Here is a 16971-nt window from a genome sequence, read left to right on the forward strand (position 1 = left end):
TCACTTGCGCGCCGGAGCGCGCGGGAATTAGAGTGTCGAGCGTATCTAGACAGTGACAAGATGGAGGCGCAATGGACCACCTCGTGCTCAGTGACGCCAGCCGGATCGTGGCCGGCATCCTCCTCCTCTCGATCGTGACCATCGAGTTCGGCGGCTGGTTCATGACCAAGATCGTGCGGGGTCAGGTGCCGATGACCGACTTCCAGAAGGCGTTCGCCCGGGCCGGGCACGCGCACGCGGGCGTACTGGTGACGCTGGGGCTGATCGCCCAGGTGCTCGCCGACGCGACGACCTTCGACGGCGCCGTCGGCTGGCTCGTCCGGCTGCTCATCCCGGCCGCCGCCATCCTCATGTCCGGCGGCTTCTTCGCCGCCTCGGCCGGGCGTAACGTCACGCAGCCGACCAAGGCCGTCGTCATCCTGTGGCTCGGCGCGGCCAGCCTCGCCGCCGGTGCGCTGACCCTCGGGATCGGACTCCTCACCGCCTGACCCGCGTCGCGCGGCCGGCCGAGGTTTACGGCAGATCACGGATATGCCGTAAACCTCGGCCGGTTTTGGCATGCACATCCGTGATCTGCCGCCGACGGGGTTGGTTAGAGTGTCGGCTGACCCCTCGCGGAAGGATCGGCCGTGCCCCCGACGGTCAAGCGGACTCTGGCGGCGGTGCTGTCTCCCGTCGCCGCGATCGTCCTGGCTCTCGCGCCCGCCACGCCGGCCGCGGCCGAGCCGGACGAGGCGCACAACCAGCAGCTCATCCAGAACCTGGAGGCTGCCGCTCGCGGCTACCTGGAAGCCCAGGACGCGCTGGAGAAGTCGCAGGCCCGCCAGGTCGTCCTGCGCCGGGAACTGCAACAGGCCACCGCCCAGCTCGCGCCGCTGCGCAAGCAGGTAGGCGCGATCGCGGCAGCGGCGTACACCACCGGGCGGCTCAGCGGCTTCGCGGCGATGCTCGGCGCGGGCACCTCCGAGGACTTCTTCACTCGCGCGACGATGCTGGAGGAGATCACCCTCCGGCAGGATCAGGCGCTCGGCCGGTTGCTGCGGCTGGAGGAGAAGGCGCGTACCGGCAAGGCGGCGATCGACGCCGAGGCGGCACTGCAGACCGCCCAGGTCGCCGAGATGAAGAAGCGGATGAAGGCGGCCGAGCAGGTCTTGCTCAAGGTCGGCGGGAAGTCGATCCACGGCTGGCTCGACCCGAACTCGCCCGCGGCCATCCCCGCGCCCCGCAATGCGGACGGCAGTTGGCCGAAGGAGAACTGCTCGGTCAAGGACCCGACCAAGACCGGCGGTTGTCTGACGCCTCGGCTGCTGCACGCGTACGAGCAGGCGCGGGCCAACGACTACACGCGGTACACCAAGTGCTGGCGTACGCAGTCGTCGGGCGAGCATCCCAAGGGACGCGCCTGCGACTTCTCCTCGGCCCGGGCGACCTTCTCCACCTCGGACGCGTCCGGCGACGACAGACGATACGGTGATCGACTCGCCTCGTTCTTCATCAAGAACTCCCGGGCGCTCGGGGTACTGTACGTAATCTGGTACCGCAAGATCTGGTTCCCCGGACTGGGCTGGCGCAGCTACAGCGGATGCTGCGGAGCGGCGGCCGAGCACACGAATCACGTGCACCTGTCCGTGTACTGATACCTCCTGGGGGTATGCTGGCCCGCATGAGCGGCAGCGTCAGCCAGATGCGAGCACGGCGGTCGGGACCGCTGCTGCTTCTGCTGCTGCTCCTCGCGGCCGGCATCGCCGGCATGCACACCCTCGGCCACGCCGCCCACGGGCCCACCCACGCACCCATGAGTGCCATGCCCACCCACGCACCCATGAGTGCCATGCCCGCCGATCACGCTGCGCCGGGCATGGCGGCCGGCTGGGAAAGCGGGTCCGGGCGACACGGTCCGATGACCGACCCGACCGTGATGTGCCTGGCCATCCTCGGCGGTGTGGCGCTCCTCGCCGTCGCGCTGCTGCTGCGCCTCCAGCGCTCGACCGCATCCGGCGTACGCCCGCCGCAACCGGCTGCCCGGGAAAGCGGCCGGGATCCACCGCGTACGCCTGTCGGTCTTCTCCTCGCCGACCTCTCGGTTTTGCGGAACTAGGACGCCCGGTTCGCCCAGCGTCCGGAATGTCCGTCCATAGAGGAGAAAACTTCATGAACCGCATCGTCAGCCGAGCCCTCCTGCTCGGTCTCGTACCCGTGGCCGCCGTCGCGCTGAGCGCGTGCAACGACTCCGGCGACACCGGCATGCCCGGGATGAACCACGGCGGCACGTCGTCCACGTCCGCTCCGGCCTCGGGTACGGCGAACGCCGCCGACGTCGAGTTCGCGCAGATGATGATCGTCCACCACCAGCAGGCCGTCGAGATGGCGAAGCTCGCGGAGACGCGGGCGACCGACGCCGAGGTGAAGACGCTCGCCGCCCAGATCAAGGGAGCGCAGCAGCCGGAGATCGACAAGATGACCGGCTGGCTGGCCGCCTGGGGCCGCTCGACCGCCGCCCCGATGGGTCACGACATGCAGAGCATGCCCGGCCTCCTGAGCGACGACGAGATGAAGCAGCTCGCCGCCGCGCAGGGCAAAGCCTTCGACAAGAAGTTCGCCCAGCTGATGATCGCCCACCACAACGGGGCCATCGAGATGGCGAACAGCGTCCTGGCCAACGGGGCCGATCCGCAGGTGAAGGCGCTCGCCCAGGCGATCGTCTCGGCCCAGACCGCCGAGGTCGCGCTGCTGCAGAAGATCGTCGGCCGGCTCTGACACACCCCGCCCCGGGCGGGCGTACGCGTACGCCCGCCCGGGGCGGCATCGCACGAGGGAACCTGACATGACCACCCAGCACCACCACGAACACCACGCGCACGGCCAGTCCGCGCCCGCCGTCGCCGAGATCGCACTGACGGCCTGCTTCTGCGGTACCGAGCTGGCCCACCTCGAACACGACCTGCGGAGCCGGCCCGGCGTCACGTCCGTCCACATCGATCGGACCAGGTCGGTGGCGCATGTCGGCATGGATCCGGCACAGACCGACCGGGCGCAGGTGGAGGCGTTCCTTCGCCAGGCGGGCTACGACTGCACCTGCCGGGACTGCGCGGACTCCACCTGCCAGCACGGCCACCCAGCCGCCGGCCACGACGACGAGCACGCAGCCCACGCGGCCCCTGAAGAGCACGCCCACGCGGCCCCTGAAGAGCACGCCCACGCGGCCCCTGAAGAGCACGCCCACGCGCCCGCTAAAGAGCACGAGCACGCGGCCCAGCGCGAGCACGCGGGTCACGACATGTCTCAGATGGGCCCCGAGCATGCGGGCCATGACGGCCATGAGGGGCACGGCGCCGACATGGTCGCGGACATGTTCCGCCGCTTCCTGATCAGCGCGGTCCTGACCATCCCGATCATTCTGTATTCGCCCATCGGCGAGACGTTCGGCTTCACGGCTCACCCGCCGTTCGGGCTGTCGATGGCCTGGTTCGGGCTGATCCTGGCGACCCCGGTGGTGTGGTGGGGCGGCTGGCCGTTCATCTCGGCGGCGGCCCGGTCGCTGCGCCGTGGCGAGGTCACCATGATGACCCTCATCGCGACCGGCATCCTGGTGGCGTACCTGTATTCGATCGGGGCGACGCTGCTCGGCGAGGAGGAGGACGTCTTCTTCGAGGCCGCCGCGATGCTGACCACGCTCAGCCTGATCGGGCACTGGCTGGAGATGCGCTCGCGCTATGCGACCGGTCGCGCGGTCGAGGCGCTGCTGAGTCTCGCGCCGCCGACGGCTCGCGTCCGCCGGCATGGTGAGGAGCAGGAGGTACCGCTCGATCAGGTGGTGACGGGGGACGAGATCGTCGTCCGCCCCGGTGAGAAAGTCCCGGTCGACGGCGAGGTCCTCGACGGCTCCAGCTACGTTGACGAGTCGATGATCACCGGCGAGCCGGTGCCGGTCGCCAAGCAGGCCGGGACGAAGGTCGTCGGTGGCACGATCAACACGACCGGCGCGTTCACCTTCCGTGCGACGGCCGTCGGAGCGGACACCGCGCTGGCGCGGATCGTCCAGATGGTCCGCAACGCGCAGGCTTCCAAGGCCCCGGCCCAGCGGCTCGCCGACACCGCCGGCAAATACCTGGTCTACGTCGCGCTCGGTGCGGGCGCGCTCACCTTCCTCGGCTGGGCGCTCTTCGGCTCGCACGGCATCGGCTTCGCGGTCACCGCCGCCGTCTCGGCCGTCGTCATCGCCTGTCCTGATGCCCTCGCGCTGGCCACGCCCACCGCGATCACCGTCGGGGTCGGCCAAGGGGCGCGCGGTGGCGTCCTCTTCAAGAACGCCACGGCGCTCGAGGCCACGGCCGGTGTCACGACTGCGGTCTTCGACAAGACGGGTACGCTCACCGCCGGAACGCCGTCCGTGACGGACATCGTGGCGCTGGACGGCGTCGGCGAAGGCGACCTGCTGCGGCTGGCGGCGTCGGCGGATCAGCCGTCGCAACACCCGCTCGCCGAGGCGATCGTGGCCGCCGCCCGGGATCGCGGCTCGGCAGTGAATCCGCCCCAGGACTTCGACTCCGTACCGGGGCACGGAGTAGTAGCCACTGTGGAGGGTCGGCGGGTGCTGATCGGCAACGCCCGCCTGCTGGAACAGGAGCAGGTCCCCCTGGCCGCGCTGCCGGATCGGGCCGCCGCCCTGGCCGCCGACGGCAAGACCGCCATGTACGTCGCGGTCGACGGATTGCCGTGGGGCCTGATCGCGGTCGCCGACAAGGTACGCGACTCCGCGAAGGCGGCGATCGGGGTGCTCCACGACGACGGGGTCAGGACCGTCATGCTCACCGGCGACCAGACGCGTACGGCCGAGGCGGTCGCCCGCCAGGTCGGGGTGGACCGCGTCCTTGCCGAGGTGTTGCCGGAGGACAAGGCGGCCAACATCACCCGGCTGCAGGGCGACGGCGCGAAGGTGGCTATGGTCGGCGACGGCGTCAACGACGCGCCGGCCCTGGCGCAGGCCGACGTCGGCATCGCGATCGGGGCCGGCACCGACGTCGCCGTGGAGACCGCCGACGTCGTGCTCGTCCGCGACGATCCCGCCGACGTCGCGTACGCCCTCCAGGTGGCGCGCGCTGTGCGTACGAAGATCAAGCAGAACCTGTTCTGGGCGGCGATCTACAACCTGCTCGCCATCCCCGTCGCGGCCGGGGTCCTCTATCCGAGTCTGGGCGTCCTGCTGCGTCCGGAGTGGGCGGCGTTGCTGATGAGCGCGTCGACCATCATCGTGACGGTCAACGCGCTCCTGCTCCGGCGGCTGCGCCCCCGGCGTACCGCTGCCGTTTAGTCGGCCGAGGACCGCCGGGGCGCGAGCCGCAGCCGTGCCTTGGTGATGGCCCGGCCGGTGACCTCGACGACCTCGGCGGAGAACCCGGGCGCCTTCACCACGTCGCCGGGCTTGTCCGGAATCCGGCCCAGCCGGTCGAGGATCAGCCCGGCGACGGTGGTGTAGTCGATGTCGCCGAGCCGCTCGATGTCGATGCCGAGGTCGGGCAGATCGTGGATGGGGAACGCGCCCGGCAGCAGCAGTACGCCGTCCGCCTCGGTCACGACCTCCTCGATGTCGCGGTCGGTCTCGTCGTAGATCTCGCCGACGACCTCCTCGACGAGGTCCTCCATCGTGATGATGCCGTCGATGGCTCCCCGCTCGTCGACGATGAGCGCGAACTGCTCGCGCTGCTGACGGAACTGCCGCATGGCGTCGGACACCGACAGGGTCTCCGGCATCAACACCGCCGGCCGTACGCGGTCCGCCGCGGTCTGCGTACGGTCGCCGCCCAGGAGATCCCGCAGGTGGACGACGCCGAGGACGTCGTCGAGCCCGTCCGGGCCGACGACTGGCGCACGGGTGTGCCCGGACTCGGCCAGCCGGACGAGGGCCTCATCGACGCTCAGCGCGACGGGCAACGTCGTCACGTCCCGGCGGGGCACGAGGATCTCGCGGACCATCCGCTCGGTGATCTCGAACGCGCCGGAGATGATCTCCCGCTGCTGCGGAGTGAAGCCCCGCTGCGCCACCACCAGCTCGCGGATCTCCTCGGCGCTGATCTCCTCCCGCGCCGCCCGGGGATCGCCGCCGGTCAGCGCCACGATGAGGTCGGTCGACTTGCCGAGCAGCCACACCACCGGACGGGAGGCGACGGCCATCCAGTCCAGCGGACGAGCGGCGACCAGCGCCCAGCTTTCGGCCCGCTGCATCGCGATCCGCTTGGGGGCGAGTTCGCCGAGGACCAGCGTGACGAAGGTCAGCACGATCGTCACGAGCACGATGGAGACCGGTTCGGCCGCGGTGCCCAGGAACGACAGCGGCTCCACCAACGGCTTGGCCAGCGACACGGCCGCTGCGGCGGAGGCGAGGAACCCGGCCAGCGTGATGCCGATCTGGATGGTGGCCAGGAAGCGGTTCGGGTCGCGCGACAGCCGGGCGAGCACCCGCCCGCCCCGCGAGGAGCGCTCCAACCGCTGAATCTGGCTCTCTCGCAGCGAGATGAGTGCCATCTCACTGCCCGAGAGGGCCCCGTTGACCAGTACGAGAATCAGGACAAGCACCACTTGGGTGCCGTATCCGCCCACGGTCTGAGCTCACTCCTTCACGCGTAGTGGCCACCACCGTACCTTGGTCGCTCACGTTCCGGCTGCGACGGTGAACGAGAAATCGCGTGAGAACATTCGGCCGCCCGGGCAACCACCCGGGCGGCCGAACCGTGGAAGGACCGTGACGGATCGAAACGCAACCAGCCGAGCCGACCAGGCGTACGCCGACTTCGTCGAAGTCGCCTGGCCCCGGCACCTGCGGCTGGCTCTGCTGCTGACCGGCGATCGATGGCAGGCGGAGGAACTGCTCCAGGACAGCCTGGTGCGGATCTACGAGCGGTGGCGGCGGCTGTCGCGAACCGACGACCTCCACGCGTACCTCCGCAAGGTGCTGGTGAACAACCACACCTTGATCTGGCGCCGTCGCCGCCGGGAGAACCTCGTGCACGAAGTCCCCGACCGGCCCGGGCCGTCGGACGACTTCTCCGCGGAAGCTCTGGCGGTACGCGACGCGCTGCGGTCGCTGCCACCGAAGCAGCGCGCGGTGGTGGTGCTGCGGCACTACGAGGATCTGCCCGAACGGGAGATCGCCCGGGTGCTCGGCTGTTCGCCGGGCACCGTCAAGAGCCAGCACTCCAAGGCGCTGGCCAAGCTCCGTCACGTGATGTCCGAACCGGTGAGAAGTAGGTGACTCATATGCACGAAGAGCAGCTCGCGGACCGGCTGCACGAACTGGCCGAGGTCCCGCCGTCGGCCGCGCCGACCGGGCGGCTGCTGGAGCGGGGCCGTCGCGCCCGGCACCGGCGAGCCGCGGTGACCAGCGCGTCGCTGGCGGCGGTCGTCGCCCTCGGCGTCGTCGGAGTGGTCGCCGCCACCAGCGGTACGCCTGACCGGCCCGCCGCGACGGCGAGCGCCGCCGATCCGCGGCTGGAGCTGGTGGCCGCCGTGACGAAGAGCGAGAACATCAGCTATCGGCTGCGGCTGACCACCGCCACCCCGTCGGGTCAGTCCCTCATGACCTACGAGGGCGCATTCGACCCGCGGACGGCCACCGGATACGTCCGGGCCCCGCAGGACGACTCGATCATGGTCGAGCTGCTGATTGACGGCACTCGATACATGGGCGCGGAGCGGCCGCAGAGCCCGCTGCCGGCCGACAAGGGGCCGGGGGAGAAGTACGGCCGGTACGGCCAGTACCCGGGCAAGTTCGACCACCTGTCCATCTACGGTGACGCGGACACCGTCGTGGGTGCGGCCGCACCCGACCCGGCCGCGCTGTTCAAGGCGCTGAAGGCCCTCGACGCGACGGTGACCCGGAAGCCGGACGGCTCGGTCCACTTCGAGTACGCCGCGCAGTCCGACAAGGGGTTGACCACCACCAGCACCTCCGGCGACGTCACCTTCGACGCCGACGGCCGGGTGGCGAAGATCGCCATGACCTTCCAATGGCAGACCACCGCCAAGGGCCGGCTCCAGAGCGGCACGGTCGTGTCGACCCTGCAGCTGTCCGACTACGGCCTCTCGGTGCAGGTCAAGCGGCCGGCCGACGTGGTGCCCGCCAACTAGTCCCCAGCCGGCCCCTCTGAAGAGCTGCCCACGGCCCGACCGGCCGTGGGCAGCTCCAGGTGGTGTCGTCGCGAGCCGGTGGTCGTCGGTGGCGGGGTCCGTGGTGCGTTCCGTAGTCGTCACGGATGTGGGTGGTACGCCCCAGGCGGGAAGCTGATCTCACCAAACGAGATGCGAACTGAGGAGCGACACGATGGCCACCACGAAGAACGCCGCGAAGACCGCGAAGAGCACGACGTCCGCTTCGTACGACGGGTTCACCGAGGCTGAGCGCAGCGCGATGAAGGATCGGGCCAAGGAACTGAAGGCGCGGGGCGCGAAGGGTCCGAAGGTGGACCCCGAGATCGAGGTGCTGGAGAAGCTCGCCGAGATGGACCCGTCGGACCGGGCGATCGGCGAGAAGATCCACGCCATCATCAAGGCCAACGCGCCCATGCTGACCCCGAAGACCTGGTACGGCATGCCGGCGTACGCACGGGACGGCAAGATCGTGTGCCACTTCCAGCCGGCGGCGAAGTTCAAGACGCGTTACGCCATGCTCGGCTTCAGCGACCAGGCCAACCTCGACGACGGCGACTTCTGGCCGGCGTACTACGCGATCACGCAGCTCACCCCGGCGGACGAGAAGAAGATCGCCGCCATCGTCGAGCGAGCCGCCGCCTGACGCCTCACGCGGAGACGACGGGCCGCCGCCTGACCCCTTCCGTAGAGACCGACCGCTGACGCCGGGACCCCACCAGGTCCCGGCTAGGTCAGTCGCCGACCGGCCAGGTGAGCGACATGAGCAGGTCCATGAAGGCTGCCAGCGAGCACGGCCGGGCGGTCAGCCGGTGGCGGGCACCGTCGGCCTGCCAGGCGGCGGTGAACCCGGAATCGTCCGGATGCACCCCGATCCGGTGGCCGCTCAAGCTGATCGAGGCCAGCCGCCGGGCCAGGTCGCCTTCGTCGAGCCCGACCGTGGAGTGCAGGCTGACGAGCTTCCCGTCGTCGGTCGCGTAGGCGGCGTACCGCTGGGAAGGCGTGAGGACGCGACTGCCGGCGACCGGCCGCCAACCGGGCGGGAGTGCGGGCAGGTGCCACGACGGGGCGGAACTGACCCGCGGACCGCGCAGCAGCGGGAGGTCGAGGGGCACGTCGAGCAGCAGTTGCCGGAGGGCGCGGGCGGACGCGAGCAAGGGCGGGCTCCATCTTCGTGGGACGGTCGGCCATCGGAGCCCAGCGCTGCGCTCGTCGATACCTTGCCTGATCAGACCGCTTCTTGGGAAGGGAAGCTCAGGAAGTGGGACGCTTCCGGTCGATGCGATAGTGTAGGACCAGGAACGGAAGGCCGAACACCCAGAACGCGTGCTCGGCTCGTAACTGACCGTTGTCGGTGTAGACATCGAGCTGTTCGGCGAATCCGGCGACCTCGCCCGCGGTCAGCTCGCCGGACTCGGGATCGATGAACGTCAGATAGTGACCGGGCTGGTCGAGCTCGCTGCGGCTGCTGAGGATCAGGCCGCCGCCGGGCCGGGCGCGCGGCGCCAGCGTCGCCGTGAAGCTGGCCTGCGGCAAGGGGAAGCCGACGCTGACATAGCCCCGGCCGTCGCGCCGGTAGGTCGTGTAGATCCCGACATAGATGGGCTCGTCGGTGTCGGCGTAGGAGCGGATCCAGCCGCGGACGATGGGCTGGTCCGGGCGGGTGATCGTGTCGATCCGGCTGACCACGCCCCGTTGCGTCTCGCGCTGGTTCATCGGCACGTTCGCCTGGCCCAGCGGGCGCGCCAGCAGGTAGCGGTACAACAGGTAGCCGGGCCGCACCCACAGCCGCCACTCCGGCACGATGTCCAGCGTGAACCGGGTGGTGTGCTCGTAGAACTCGCGCACCAGCGGGTCCACTCCCGCCGGGTCGAACTCCGGCCCGGCCAGGTCGTCCAGCGTCGCCACGATGCCCACATCGGCCGCCGCCGGGGTGTAGGCCCCGCCGATCACCTCGGCCAGGTCGCGAACATAGCCCGTGCCCACATATTTGGTACGCGCGGCGAGCGGGACGACGAACGGCAGGTCCGCTGGGCGTACGCGTTCAGCGAGCAGGCTGACCTGGGGATCCCGGAAGATGAGGGCGGACAGGCAGCGGAAGGCCACCACGACGACGGCGGCGACGACGGCCGGGGTCACCGCCGGCCACAGCGCGCCCAGCGCCCAGCCGAAGACGACGCCGACGACCGGTCCGAGCAGCACCTTCTGCGGACGCAGACCCATCGCGCCGGCCAGGAGACCGGCGAGCAACCCGATGACGATCGGCCCCCAGCCGGTGATCACGCCGAGGAGCCAGCCCAACGGGGCGGCCAGGGCGCCGCTCATCACGATGCGCGACCACAGCGCGGGGATCTGCCCGGGTTGCTGACGCCGCCGCGCGACGATTTCGCTGACGCCCACCGCGACGGCTGCGACGACCGCCCCGATCGCGACGGCGACGCCGCCCGCGCCCGCCGTGAGCGACGCGCCCGCGACCGCCCCGATGATCGCCGCCAGCACCGGCGACCCCTGCTGTTTCGCTTCCGCCACGCGGCGAATCTACCGCCCGAGCAGCGCCGCGCCGTGGTGCAGATCAGGGTTATGCAAGCTTCCCGCGCTCGGGGAGGCTTGCATAACCCTGATCTGACGGTGAAACGGGGGCGGGTAAGGCGTTAGGCGTGGCTAGAGCGGCGGCTCCGCCGCGGGTGCGTCTCCCGGTACGCGTAGAACGGCCGGGCCACCGCCGCGACGATGGCGACGCCGATGACGGCGACGGCGACCTGGATCGCCAGTTCCGCCCAGCTCCACGAGAAGTGCCAGTTCACCGAGTTCCAATCGAGCGCGGCGCGGGCGTCGTCGGAGATGCCCAGGTGCTTGGCCGCCCACGAGCCGGCGAGCGCGCCGCCGAAGCCGATCAGCCAGGTGGCGAGGATGCCGATGCTCTGCTTGCCCGGCAGCACCAGGCGAGCCAGCGTACCGACCACCAGGCCGATCAGGATGGCGCTGAGAACGTCGTCAATCCGCATGTCGGTCGCTCCATTCCCTTCAGTCTGCGTACTGCCATTGCCGGATTCGCGGATCGTCAAACCTCGACCCATCCTGACCAGTGGTTACGGTCTCCCGCTCGACGGTGTGGTGATGCACAATGCGCGGATGATCGAACCCGCGGCCGGTCCCCGGCTGGTCGAGCTGAACCACGTCATCGAGGCCGGCATGACCACGTATCCGGGGTTGCCGGGGCCGGAGATCGCGCCGTATCTGTCCCGCGAGGACTCGCGCGGCCATTACGCACCCGGCACCGAGTTCACCATCGACTGGCTGCACATCCTCAGCAATTCGGGCACCTATGTGGACAGCCCGTTCCACCGGTACGCGGGCGGCGCGGACCTGGCGGACCTGCCCCTGTCCTCGTTCGCCAATCTGCCGATCGTCGTCGTGACGTCGCGTACGGGGCGGGGCGTCGGAGTGGACGCGCTCCGGCAGGTCGACGTCCGAGGCAAGGCGGTGCTGCTGCACACCGGGTGGGACCGGCACTTCGGGACTCCGGCGTACGGGGTGGACGCTCCCTTCCTCACCGAGGCGGGCGCCGAGTACCTCGTGGAGTCCGGCGTCAAGCTGGTCGGCATCGACTCGCTCAACATCGACGAGGTCACGCCGTCCGGCGCGCGCCCATGCCATTCGCGGCTGCTCGCCGCCCACATCCCGATCATCGAGCACCTGACCGGGCTGGACCAGCTGCCGGCGACGGGTGCGCGGCTGCACGCCGCGCCGCTGCGTATCCGCAACTTCGGCACCATCGCCGTCCGGGCGTACGCGCTGGTCCCCTGAACAGCCGGAAGGCCGCGCGAATCCGCGCGGCCTTCCGAGTCTTCGAGTGCGACCGTCACGCCGGGTCGGGCGTACGCCACAGCGCGAACGCGAGCCAGGCGCACCCGGCGAGCATCAGTACGCCGTGGCCGATGCGGACCGCTTCGCCGGTGAAGAACTGGGGGATGAACAGGGCGAACCCCGCACCGAACAGCAACCCCGACAGCTTCGGGAGTGCGCCTCCCCGCCACACCGCGACGGTGGCCCAGACCGCGCCGACGCCGAGCAGCAGCAGGCCCACGAGGAACGTCGCGATCGCGGCCGGGTGGTAGCGGATGCTGTCGGAGAGGTCGAGCAGGTCCAGCGACTGACCGTCCTTGACCTTGCCCGCCAGCGTGTTGAGCGCGAAGTCCTCCGCGCCGTAGTAGGGCAGCGTCAGGCCCGCGCCGATCCACATGATGACGGCGGCGACCTTGTCGACCCGGAGGAGCGCCAGCGGCACCAGGATGAAGCCGATCATCGCGAACAGGTGAGTCGCGACCCACCACGGCGATCCCATCGCGTGGAGGGCTCCGGCGGCGGTGGACTCGTCGGCCCACGGGCGCAGGGCGGGGTAGAGGAAGAAGAGGACACCGGCCACGGCGAGCGCGACGGCGGCGAGGCGATTGCGGGACATCAGGACTCCTGAGGGGTGTGCGCGGAGGAAAGCGAGTTCAGAAACATCTGGATGAGGCGTTCGTAGGTCTCGTCGAGGCCCTGGGGCAGGCCGAAGCCGCCGGCCGACTCCAGGGAGGCGAAGCCGTGGGTGATCACCCGGGCGGCCCGCATGGCGTGCACGAGATCGGCGTCGGAGAGCTGCCACGGCCGCAACGCCGCTCCCATCACTTCGAGGAGCCGCCGACCGGCCTCGGCGAACTCCGCCTGGTGGAGCGGGTCGGCCGGCATCGCGGCATAGCGGGCGGGGTGGGCGACCACATAGCCCCGGTACGCCCGCATGAGCGTCGCGACCGCGTCGGCCCCGCTGCGCCCCATGACGGCGGTCGCGAACTGGTCCGCCATCTCCCGCAGCACGCGTACGCCGACGAGCGTGCGCAGGTCCGCGAGGTTGCTGACGTGCTTGTAGAGCGACGGAGCGGCGACGCCGCAGCGCTCCGCGACGGCGGCCAGTGTCAGCGCGTCCAGTCCACGCTCGTCGACCAGAGCGATCGCGGTGTCGACCACCCGGTCCGGGGTGAGCCCGGCCCTAGGCATCGCGACCACCGTCCCGAGCGGCGTTGAGCGCTTGGCTATCTCTCATAGCTTTAAAGCTACGACGCATAGCCAACGCTTGTCAAGCGCCCAGGCGGCTTCGGCGGTAACGGCCTGTCCGGCTGGTGGCCGCCCAGGAGGGGAGTAGGTTGGGCCGGGTGATCGTCGCCCGAGCCGCATCAGGCACGCTTCCGCACTTCCCCGACCTCGTAGCCCTCGCCGACGGGCGGCTGCTGTGCGCGTACCGGGAGAGCACCGGGCATGTGCGCGCCGACGGGCGGATCATGCTCGTCGAGTCCGTCGACCGGGGGCAGACCTGGTCCGAGCCCAGGGTCGTCGCCGACGGCGAACACGACGACCGGGATCCGAAACTCGTCCAGCTCCGGGACGGCACGGTCCTGCTGAGCTACTTCGTGCTCGACTGGCATCCGGACGGCAAGTTCACCTGCCTCGGCACGCTGGTGATGCGGAGTGAGGACGGCGGGCGTACGTGGTCGGAACCGGTGGTCGCCGGTGGGGACGAGCTGCTCTGGGCGGTCTCCCACGGCGCGGCCGTCGAACTGCCCGACGGCGACGTCCTGCTTCCGCTCTACGGCGTCGACCCTCAGCAGTCGACGGGCCTCGACAGCGCGCTCGCCGTCCGCAGTACCGACGGTGGGCGTACCTGGGCGGCGAAGACGGCGGTGCCGCTAGGGATCAGCGCCGACTTCCACTTCCGGGAGCCGACGCTGACCGTGCTGCCGACCGGCGAGGTCGCCGCCTTGCTGCGTACATCGGTGGAGCACGCCTATCTGGCCCGCTCGGCGGACGGCGGGCGCACCTGGACCCCGCCCGTGGAGACCGACCTGCCCGCGTCGTCGCACCACGTGCTGCTGCTCGCTGACGGAGCGCTGCTCGTCGCGTATGGCGACATCTCGAAGCGGTTCTCGCCTCGGCGCAGCACCGTCGCGCGGATCGTGACCGACCCCGCGGGCGAGTGGACCGGGCCGGACCTGCATCTGTACGACTCGGGCCATCCGGATCAGGCGAATCCGTCCAGTGTGGAGCTGGAGCCGGGCCGGTTCCTGACGGTGAGCTTCGACGTGCCGGAAGCGGCCGTCGTGGCCTTCACCAGCGACCGCGCGGCCTACGTCGCGTCGTGACCGGCCTGACGCCGACGATCCTCATGCCTTGACCGGCTAGTCCCCGGATGAGCCGCCCCCAGCGTCACGCCTTGACCGGCTCGACGCCGGACGCGGCGTCGACGATGCGGTCGAGCGCCTCGGGCGCGGTCGTGTTGGCGCTGAGCCGGACCACCTTGTTCGCGCCGTGGTAGTCGCTCGATCCCGTGACGACCAAATCGAGGTCGGCGGCCAGTTCGCGCACGTGCGCGCGTTCGGCCGGCGTGTGATCTTCGTGGTCGGCCTCGATGCCGAACAGCCCGGCCGCGGCGAGTTCCGCGATCAGCTCGTCCGGCACGATCGGGCCGCGCCGTGCGGCCAGCGGATGGGCGAAGACCGGGACCCCGCCCGCGCCGCGGATCAGCTTCAGCGCCGTGAAGACCTCGACGTCCTCCTTGGGTACGCGATACCGCGCGCCCAGCCACTGGGAAGCGAACGCCTCGGAGACCGTGCTCACCAGCCCGGCTCGGACGAGTGCCTGGGCGATGTGGGGGCGGCCGACGGTGCCGCCGGCGGCGAAGGCGCGGATCTCCTCCCAGTCGATGTCGACGCCGTCCTCGCGCAGCAAGGTGACCATGCGTTCAGCCCGGGACTCGCGGGCTTGCTTGACCCGTGCGAGTTCGGCGGCGAACGCCGGTTGCACCGGATCGAACAGGTACGCCAGCATGTGCAGCCCGACCGAGCGATCCGGGCCGAACCAGCGGCACGACACCTCGGCGCCCCGGATCAGGGTGAGCCCGGGCGGCAACGCCTCCACCGCGGGCGCCCAGCCCGCCGTCGTGTCGTGGTCGGTCAGCCCGACGACATCGAGGCCGGCGGCTGCGGCGTGCCGCATCAATTCGGCCGGAGTGTCGGTGCCGTCGCTGGCGGTGGAGTGCGTGTGGAGGTCGATCACGCCTCCCATTCTGTCGGCTTTCCGGCGATCTTGGTGGCCGGACGGCCGATCGGCGAAGCCAGCGAAAATCTTGACAACATCGATGTGTGTGTCGGAGCATGGCGCACTGGAATCGTTTCCACATCCTGGGGAGGAACTCTTGCGACGCATGCCCCGCCTGCTGGCCGCGGCCGTCCTCGCACTGCCGCTTGCCCTGTTCGCCGCCCCCGACGCGTACGCCGCCACCGAGCTGATCACCAACGGCACGTTCACCTCGTCCACCAGCCCGTGGTGGAGCACCAGCAACACCCCGTTGAGCGTCGACGGCGGACGGCTGAAAGCCGCCGTCCCGGGCGGCACCGCCAACCGCTGGGACGCCATGTTCGGGGAGAAGTCGCCGGCCCTGACGCTGCACCAGAACCGCAGCTACACGCTGTCGTTCGACGCCTCCGCCACGGCCACCCGGACGGTCCGCACGACCGTGCAGCTCAACGCCGACCCGTACCCGGCAACGATCGACCAGTTGTTCACTGTGGACACCACCACGCGGCACTTCAGTTGGACCTTCACCGGGACGCTGGAGACCGCGAACGGCGAGATCACCTTCCAGCTCGGCGGGCTCGCCGGCGGCGCGTACGACTTCTGGATCGACAACGTGTCCCTCGTGGACAACACCACCGCCGGCAGCGGGTCGCCGCTCGACCTGACCAGCGGGTTCTACGTCGATCCCGACTCCAACCCGGCGGTGTGGGTCCGGAACAACGGCGGGGACTCCCGAGCCGCGCAGATCGACTCGGCCATCGCCACCAAGCCCATGGCCCGCTGGTTCGGCGCGTGGAGCGGCGACATCGGCACCGCCGTCGGCTCGTTCACCGGGGCGGCCGACGCCGCCGACAAGCTTCCGGTCCTGGTCGCGTACAACATTCCCGGGCGCGACGCCTGCGGTGGTCACTCCGGCGGCGGCGCCGGCTCGGCCGACGCCTACAAGACCTGGATCGCCGCGTTCGCCACGGCCATCGGCAGCCGCCCGGCCGTCGTGATCATCGAGCCCGACTCGCTCGCCGACTTCAACTGCATGGACGCGGCGGCGATCGCCACCCGCAATGACATGATCTTGTACGCGACGCAGCAGTTCCACGACAAGGCGCCCAACACCTGGGCGTACCTGGACGCCGGGAACCCGGGCTGGGTGGCGGCCGGGACGATGGCCGGCCGGCTGAGCGCCGCCGGGCTGGGCAACATCCGGGGCTTCTCGATCAACGTCTCCAACTACTACCCGACCAGCGACGACGTGGCGTACGGGACGGCGGTCAACACCAGCCTCGGCAGCGCGGCGAAGCCGTTCGTCGTCGACACCAGCCGCAATGGAAACGGGACCAACGGCGAGTGGTGCAACCCGGCCGGGCGGAAACTCGGCGTACCGGCGCAGCTCGGCGGGGGTGCGGAGATGCTGCTCTGGCTGAAGGTGCCCGGCGACTCCGACGGCGACTGCGGGATCGGCGCCGGCATTCCGGCCGGCCAGTTCAGCCCCGACCTGGCCGTCCACCTCATCACCGGCTCCTGACCCACCCACCGGCTCGCCCGCTCGCCCGCTCGCCTGCTCGCCGGCTCGCCCGCTCGCCGCCTCGCGGCCTCGCGCTGGCCGCTGGGCCGCTGGGCGCTGTGGCGGGTGGTCTGGGGTGTGGTGGGGGTGGTTGTGCCCATTTCGTGGCCGGGAGCAGGTAGGCCCCCCGGGGGGGCGGGGGCGCCATTTGGGAATGT

General features: G+C 70.5%; 18 protein-coding genes. 11 read left to right on the forward strand and 7 right to left on the reverse strand.

The window, feature by feature from the left end:
• Window positions 1-71 precede the first annotated feature (71 nt).
• The 5 genes from AB0M47_RS08060 to AB0M47_RS08080 all read left to right on the forward strand — a co-directional run bounded on the left by AB0M47_RS08060 (window position 72) and on the right by AB0M47_RS08080 (window position 5311).
• The gene (locus AB0M47_RS08060) at window positions 72-488 is read left to right on the forward strand and encodes a hypothetical protein (RefSeq protein WP_363410272.1); all 417 of its coding nucleotides are present in this window, start codon (window positions 72-74) and stop codon (window positions 486-488) included.
• Window positions 489-629: 141 nt separating this feature from the next.
• Window positions 630-1637 (forward strand): hypothetical protein, encoded by a 1008-nt coding sequence (locus AB0M47_RS08065; RefSeq protein WP_253760823.1) that lies wholly within the window; start codon window positions 630-632, stop codon window positions 1635-1637.
• A 26-nt stretch (window positions 1638-1663) separates the two neighbouring features.
• Entirely contained in the window at window positions 1664-2098 is a 435-nt protein-coding gene (locus AB0M47_RS08070) for a DUF6153 family protein (RefSeq protein WP_363410275.1), read from the forward strand.
• Window positions 2099-2151: 53 nt separating this feature from the next.
• Window positions 2152-2757 carry a DUF305 domain-containing protein gene (locus AB0M47_RS08075; protein WP_363410278.1) on the forward strand — a complete coding sequence of 202 codons (606 nt, stop codon included), beginning with the start codon at window positions 2152-2154 and terminating at the stop codon, window positions 2755-2757.
• A gap of 67 nt (window positions 2758-2824) precedes the next feature.
• Window positions 2825-5311, forward strand: a complete 2487-nt coding sequence (locus tag AB0M47_RS08080; RefSeq protein WP_363410281.1) for a copper-translocating P-type ATPase — start codon at window positions 2825-2827, stop codon at window positions 5309-5311.
• On the opposite strand, the gene AB0M47_RS08085 is transcribed toward AB0M47_RS08080, so the two are convergent.
• Entirely contained in the window at window positions 5308-6597 is a 1290-nt protein-coding gene (locus AB0M47_RS08085) for a hemolysin family protein (RefSeq protein WP_363410284.1), read from the reverse strand. The genes AB0M47_RS08080 and AB0M47_RS08085 overlap by 4 nt on opposite strands.
• A 142-nt stretch (window positions 6598-6739) precedes the next feature.
• On the opposite strand from AB0M47_RS08085, the gene AB0M47_RS08090 reads away from it, so the two are divergent.
• From AB0M47_RS08090 to AB0M47_RS08100, 3 genes are all read left to right on the forward strand, one after another.
• Window positions 6740-7249 (forward strand): SigE family RNA polymerase sigma factor, encoded by a 510-nt coding sequence (locus AB0M47_RS08090; RefSeq protein ID WP_363410287.1) that lies wholly within the window; start codon window positions 6740-6742, stop codon window positions 7247-7249.
• Between the two features lie 5 nt (window positions 7250-7254).
• Window positions 7255-8124, forward strand: a complete 870-nt coding sequence (locus AB0M47_RS08095) for a hypothetical protein (RefSeq protein ID WP_363410290.1) — start codon at window positions 7255-7257, stop codon at window positions 8122-8124.
• Window positions 8125-8317: 193 nt separating this feature from the next.
• Entirely contained in the window at window positions 8318-8788 is a 471-nt protein-coding gene (locus AB0M47_RS08100; protein ID WP_363410293.1) for a DUF1801 domain-containing protein, read from the forward strand.
• An 88-nt stretch (window positions 8789-8876) separates the two neighbouring features.
• Here AB0M47_RS08100 and AB0M47_RS08105 read toward each other — a convergent pair whose 3' ends face one another.
• From AB0M47_RS08105 to AB0M47_RS08115, 3 genes are all read right to left on the reverse strand, one after another.
• Window positions 8877-9299, reverse strand: a complete 423-nt coding sequence (locus AB0M47_RS08105) for a hypothetical protein (protein ID WP_363410296.1) — start codon at window positions 9297-9299, stop codon at window positions 8877-8879.
• A 97-nt stretch (window positions 9300-9396) separates the two neighbouring features.
• Window positions 9397-10671, reverse strand: coding sequence for a hypothetical protein (locus AB0M47_RS08110; protein ID WP_363410299.1), 1275 nt, complete (start codon window positions 10669-10671; stop codon window positions 9397-9399).
• A 122-nt stretch (window positions 10672-10793) separates the two neighbouring features.
• On the reverse strand, window positions 10794-11147 hold the full coding sequence (locus AB0M47_RS08115; RefSeq protein WP_363410302.1) for a GlsB/YeaQ/YmgE family stress response membrane protein: 354 nt from the start codon (window positions 11145-11147) through the stop codon (window positions 10794-10796).
• Between the two features lie 127 nt (window positions 11148-11274).
• Here AB0M47_RS08115 and AB0M47_RS08120 point away from each other — a divergent pair, with 127 nt between their 5' ends.
• A complete protein-coding gene (locus AB0M47_RS08120; RefSeq protein WP_363410305.1) occupies window positions 11275-11949 on the forward strand; it encodes a cyclase family protein in 675 nt (224 codons plus the stop codon).
• Window positions 11950-12004: 55 nt separating this feature from the next.
• On the opposite strand, the gene AB0M47_RS08125 is transcribed toward AB0M47_RS08120, so the two are convergent.
• Window positions 12005-12604 carry a hypothetical protein gene (locus AB0M47_RS08125; protein ID WP_363410308.1) on the reverse strand — a complete coding sequence of 200 codons (600 nt, stop codon included), beginning with the start codon at window positions 12602-12604 and terminating at the stop codon, window positions 12005-12007.
• Window positions 12604-13179 carry a TetR/AcrR family transcriptional regulator gene (locus AB0M47_RS08130; protein WP_253760836.1) on the reverse strand — a complete coding sequence of 192 codons (576 nt, stop codon included), beginning with the start codon at window positions 13177-13179 and terminating at the stop codon, window positions 12604-12606. Before AB0M47_RS08130 ends, AB0M47_RS08125 begins: the two co-directional genes overlap by 1 nt.
• Before the next feature lie 155 nt (window positions 13180-13334).
• On the opposite strand from AB0M47_RS08130, the gene AB0M47_RS08135 reads away from it, so the two are divergent.
• A complete protein-coding gene (locus AB0M47_RS08135) occupies window positions 13335-14318 on the forward strand; it encodes a sialidase family protein (RefSeq protein ID WP_363410311.1) in 984 nt (327 codons plus the stop codon).
• Window positions 14319-14382: 64 nt separating this feature from the next.
• Here AB0M47_RS08135 and AB0M47_RS08140 read toward each other — a convergent pair whose 3' ends face one another.
• Window positions 14383-15240, reverse strand: a complete 858-nt coding sequence (locus AB0M47_RS08140) for a PHP domain-containing protein (RefSeq protein WP_363410314.1) — start codon at window positions 15238-15240, stop codon at window positions 14383-14385.
• A gap of 139 nt (window positions 15241-15379) precedes the next feature.
• Between AB0M47_RS08140 and AB0M47_RS08145 the strand changes: the two genes are divergently transcribed.
• Window positions 15380-16774, forward strand: coding sequence for a glycoside hydrolase family 6 protein (locus tag AB0M47_RS08145; RefSeq protein WP_363410320.1), 1395 nt, complete (start codon window positions 15380-15382; stop codon window positions 16772-16774).
• Window positions 16775-16971 lie beyond the last annotated feature (197 nt).

The sequence above is a fragment of the Hamadaea sp. NPDC051192 genome, assembly GCF_040682475.1.
Lineage (GTDB): Bacteria > Actinomycetota > Actinomycetes > Mycobacteriales > Micromonosporaceae > Hamadaea > Hamadaea flava.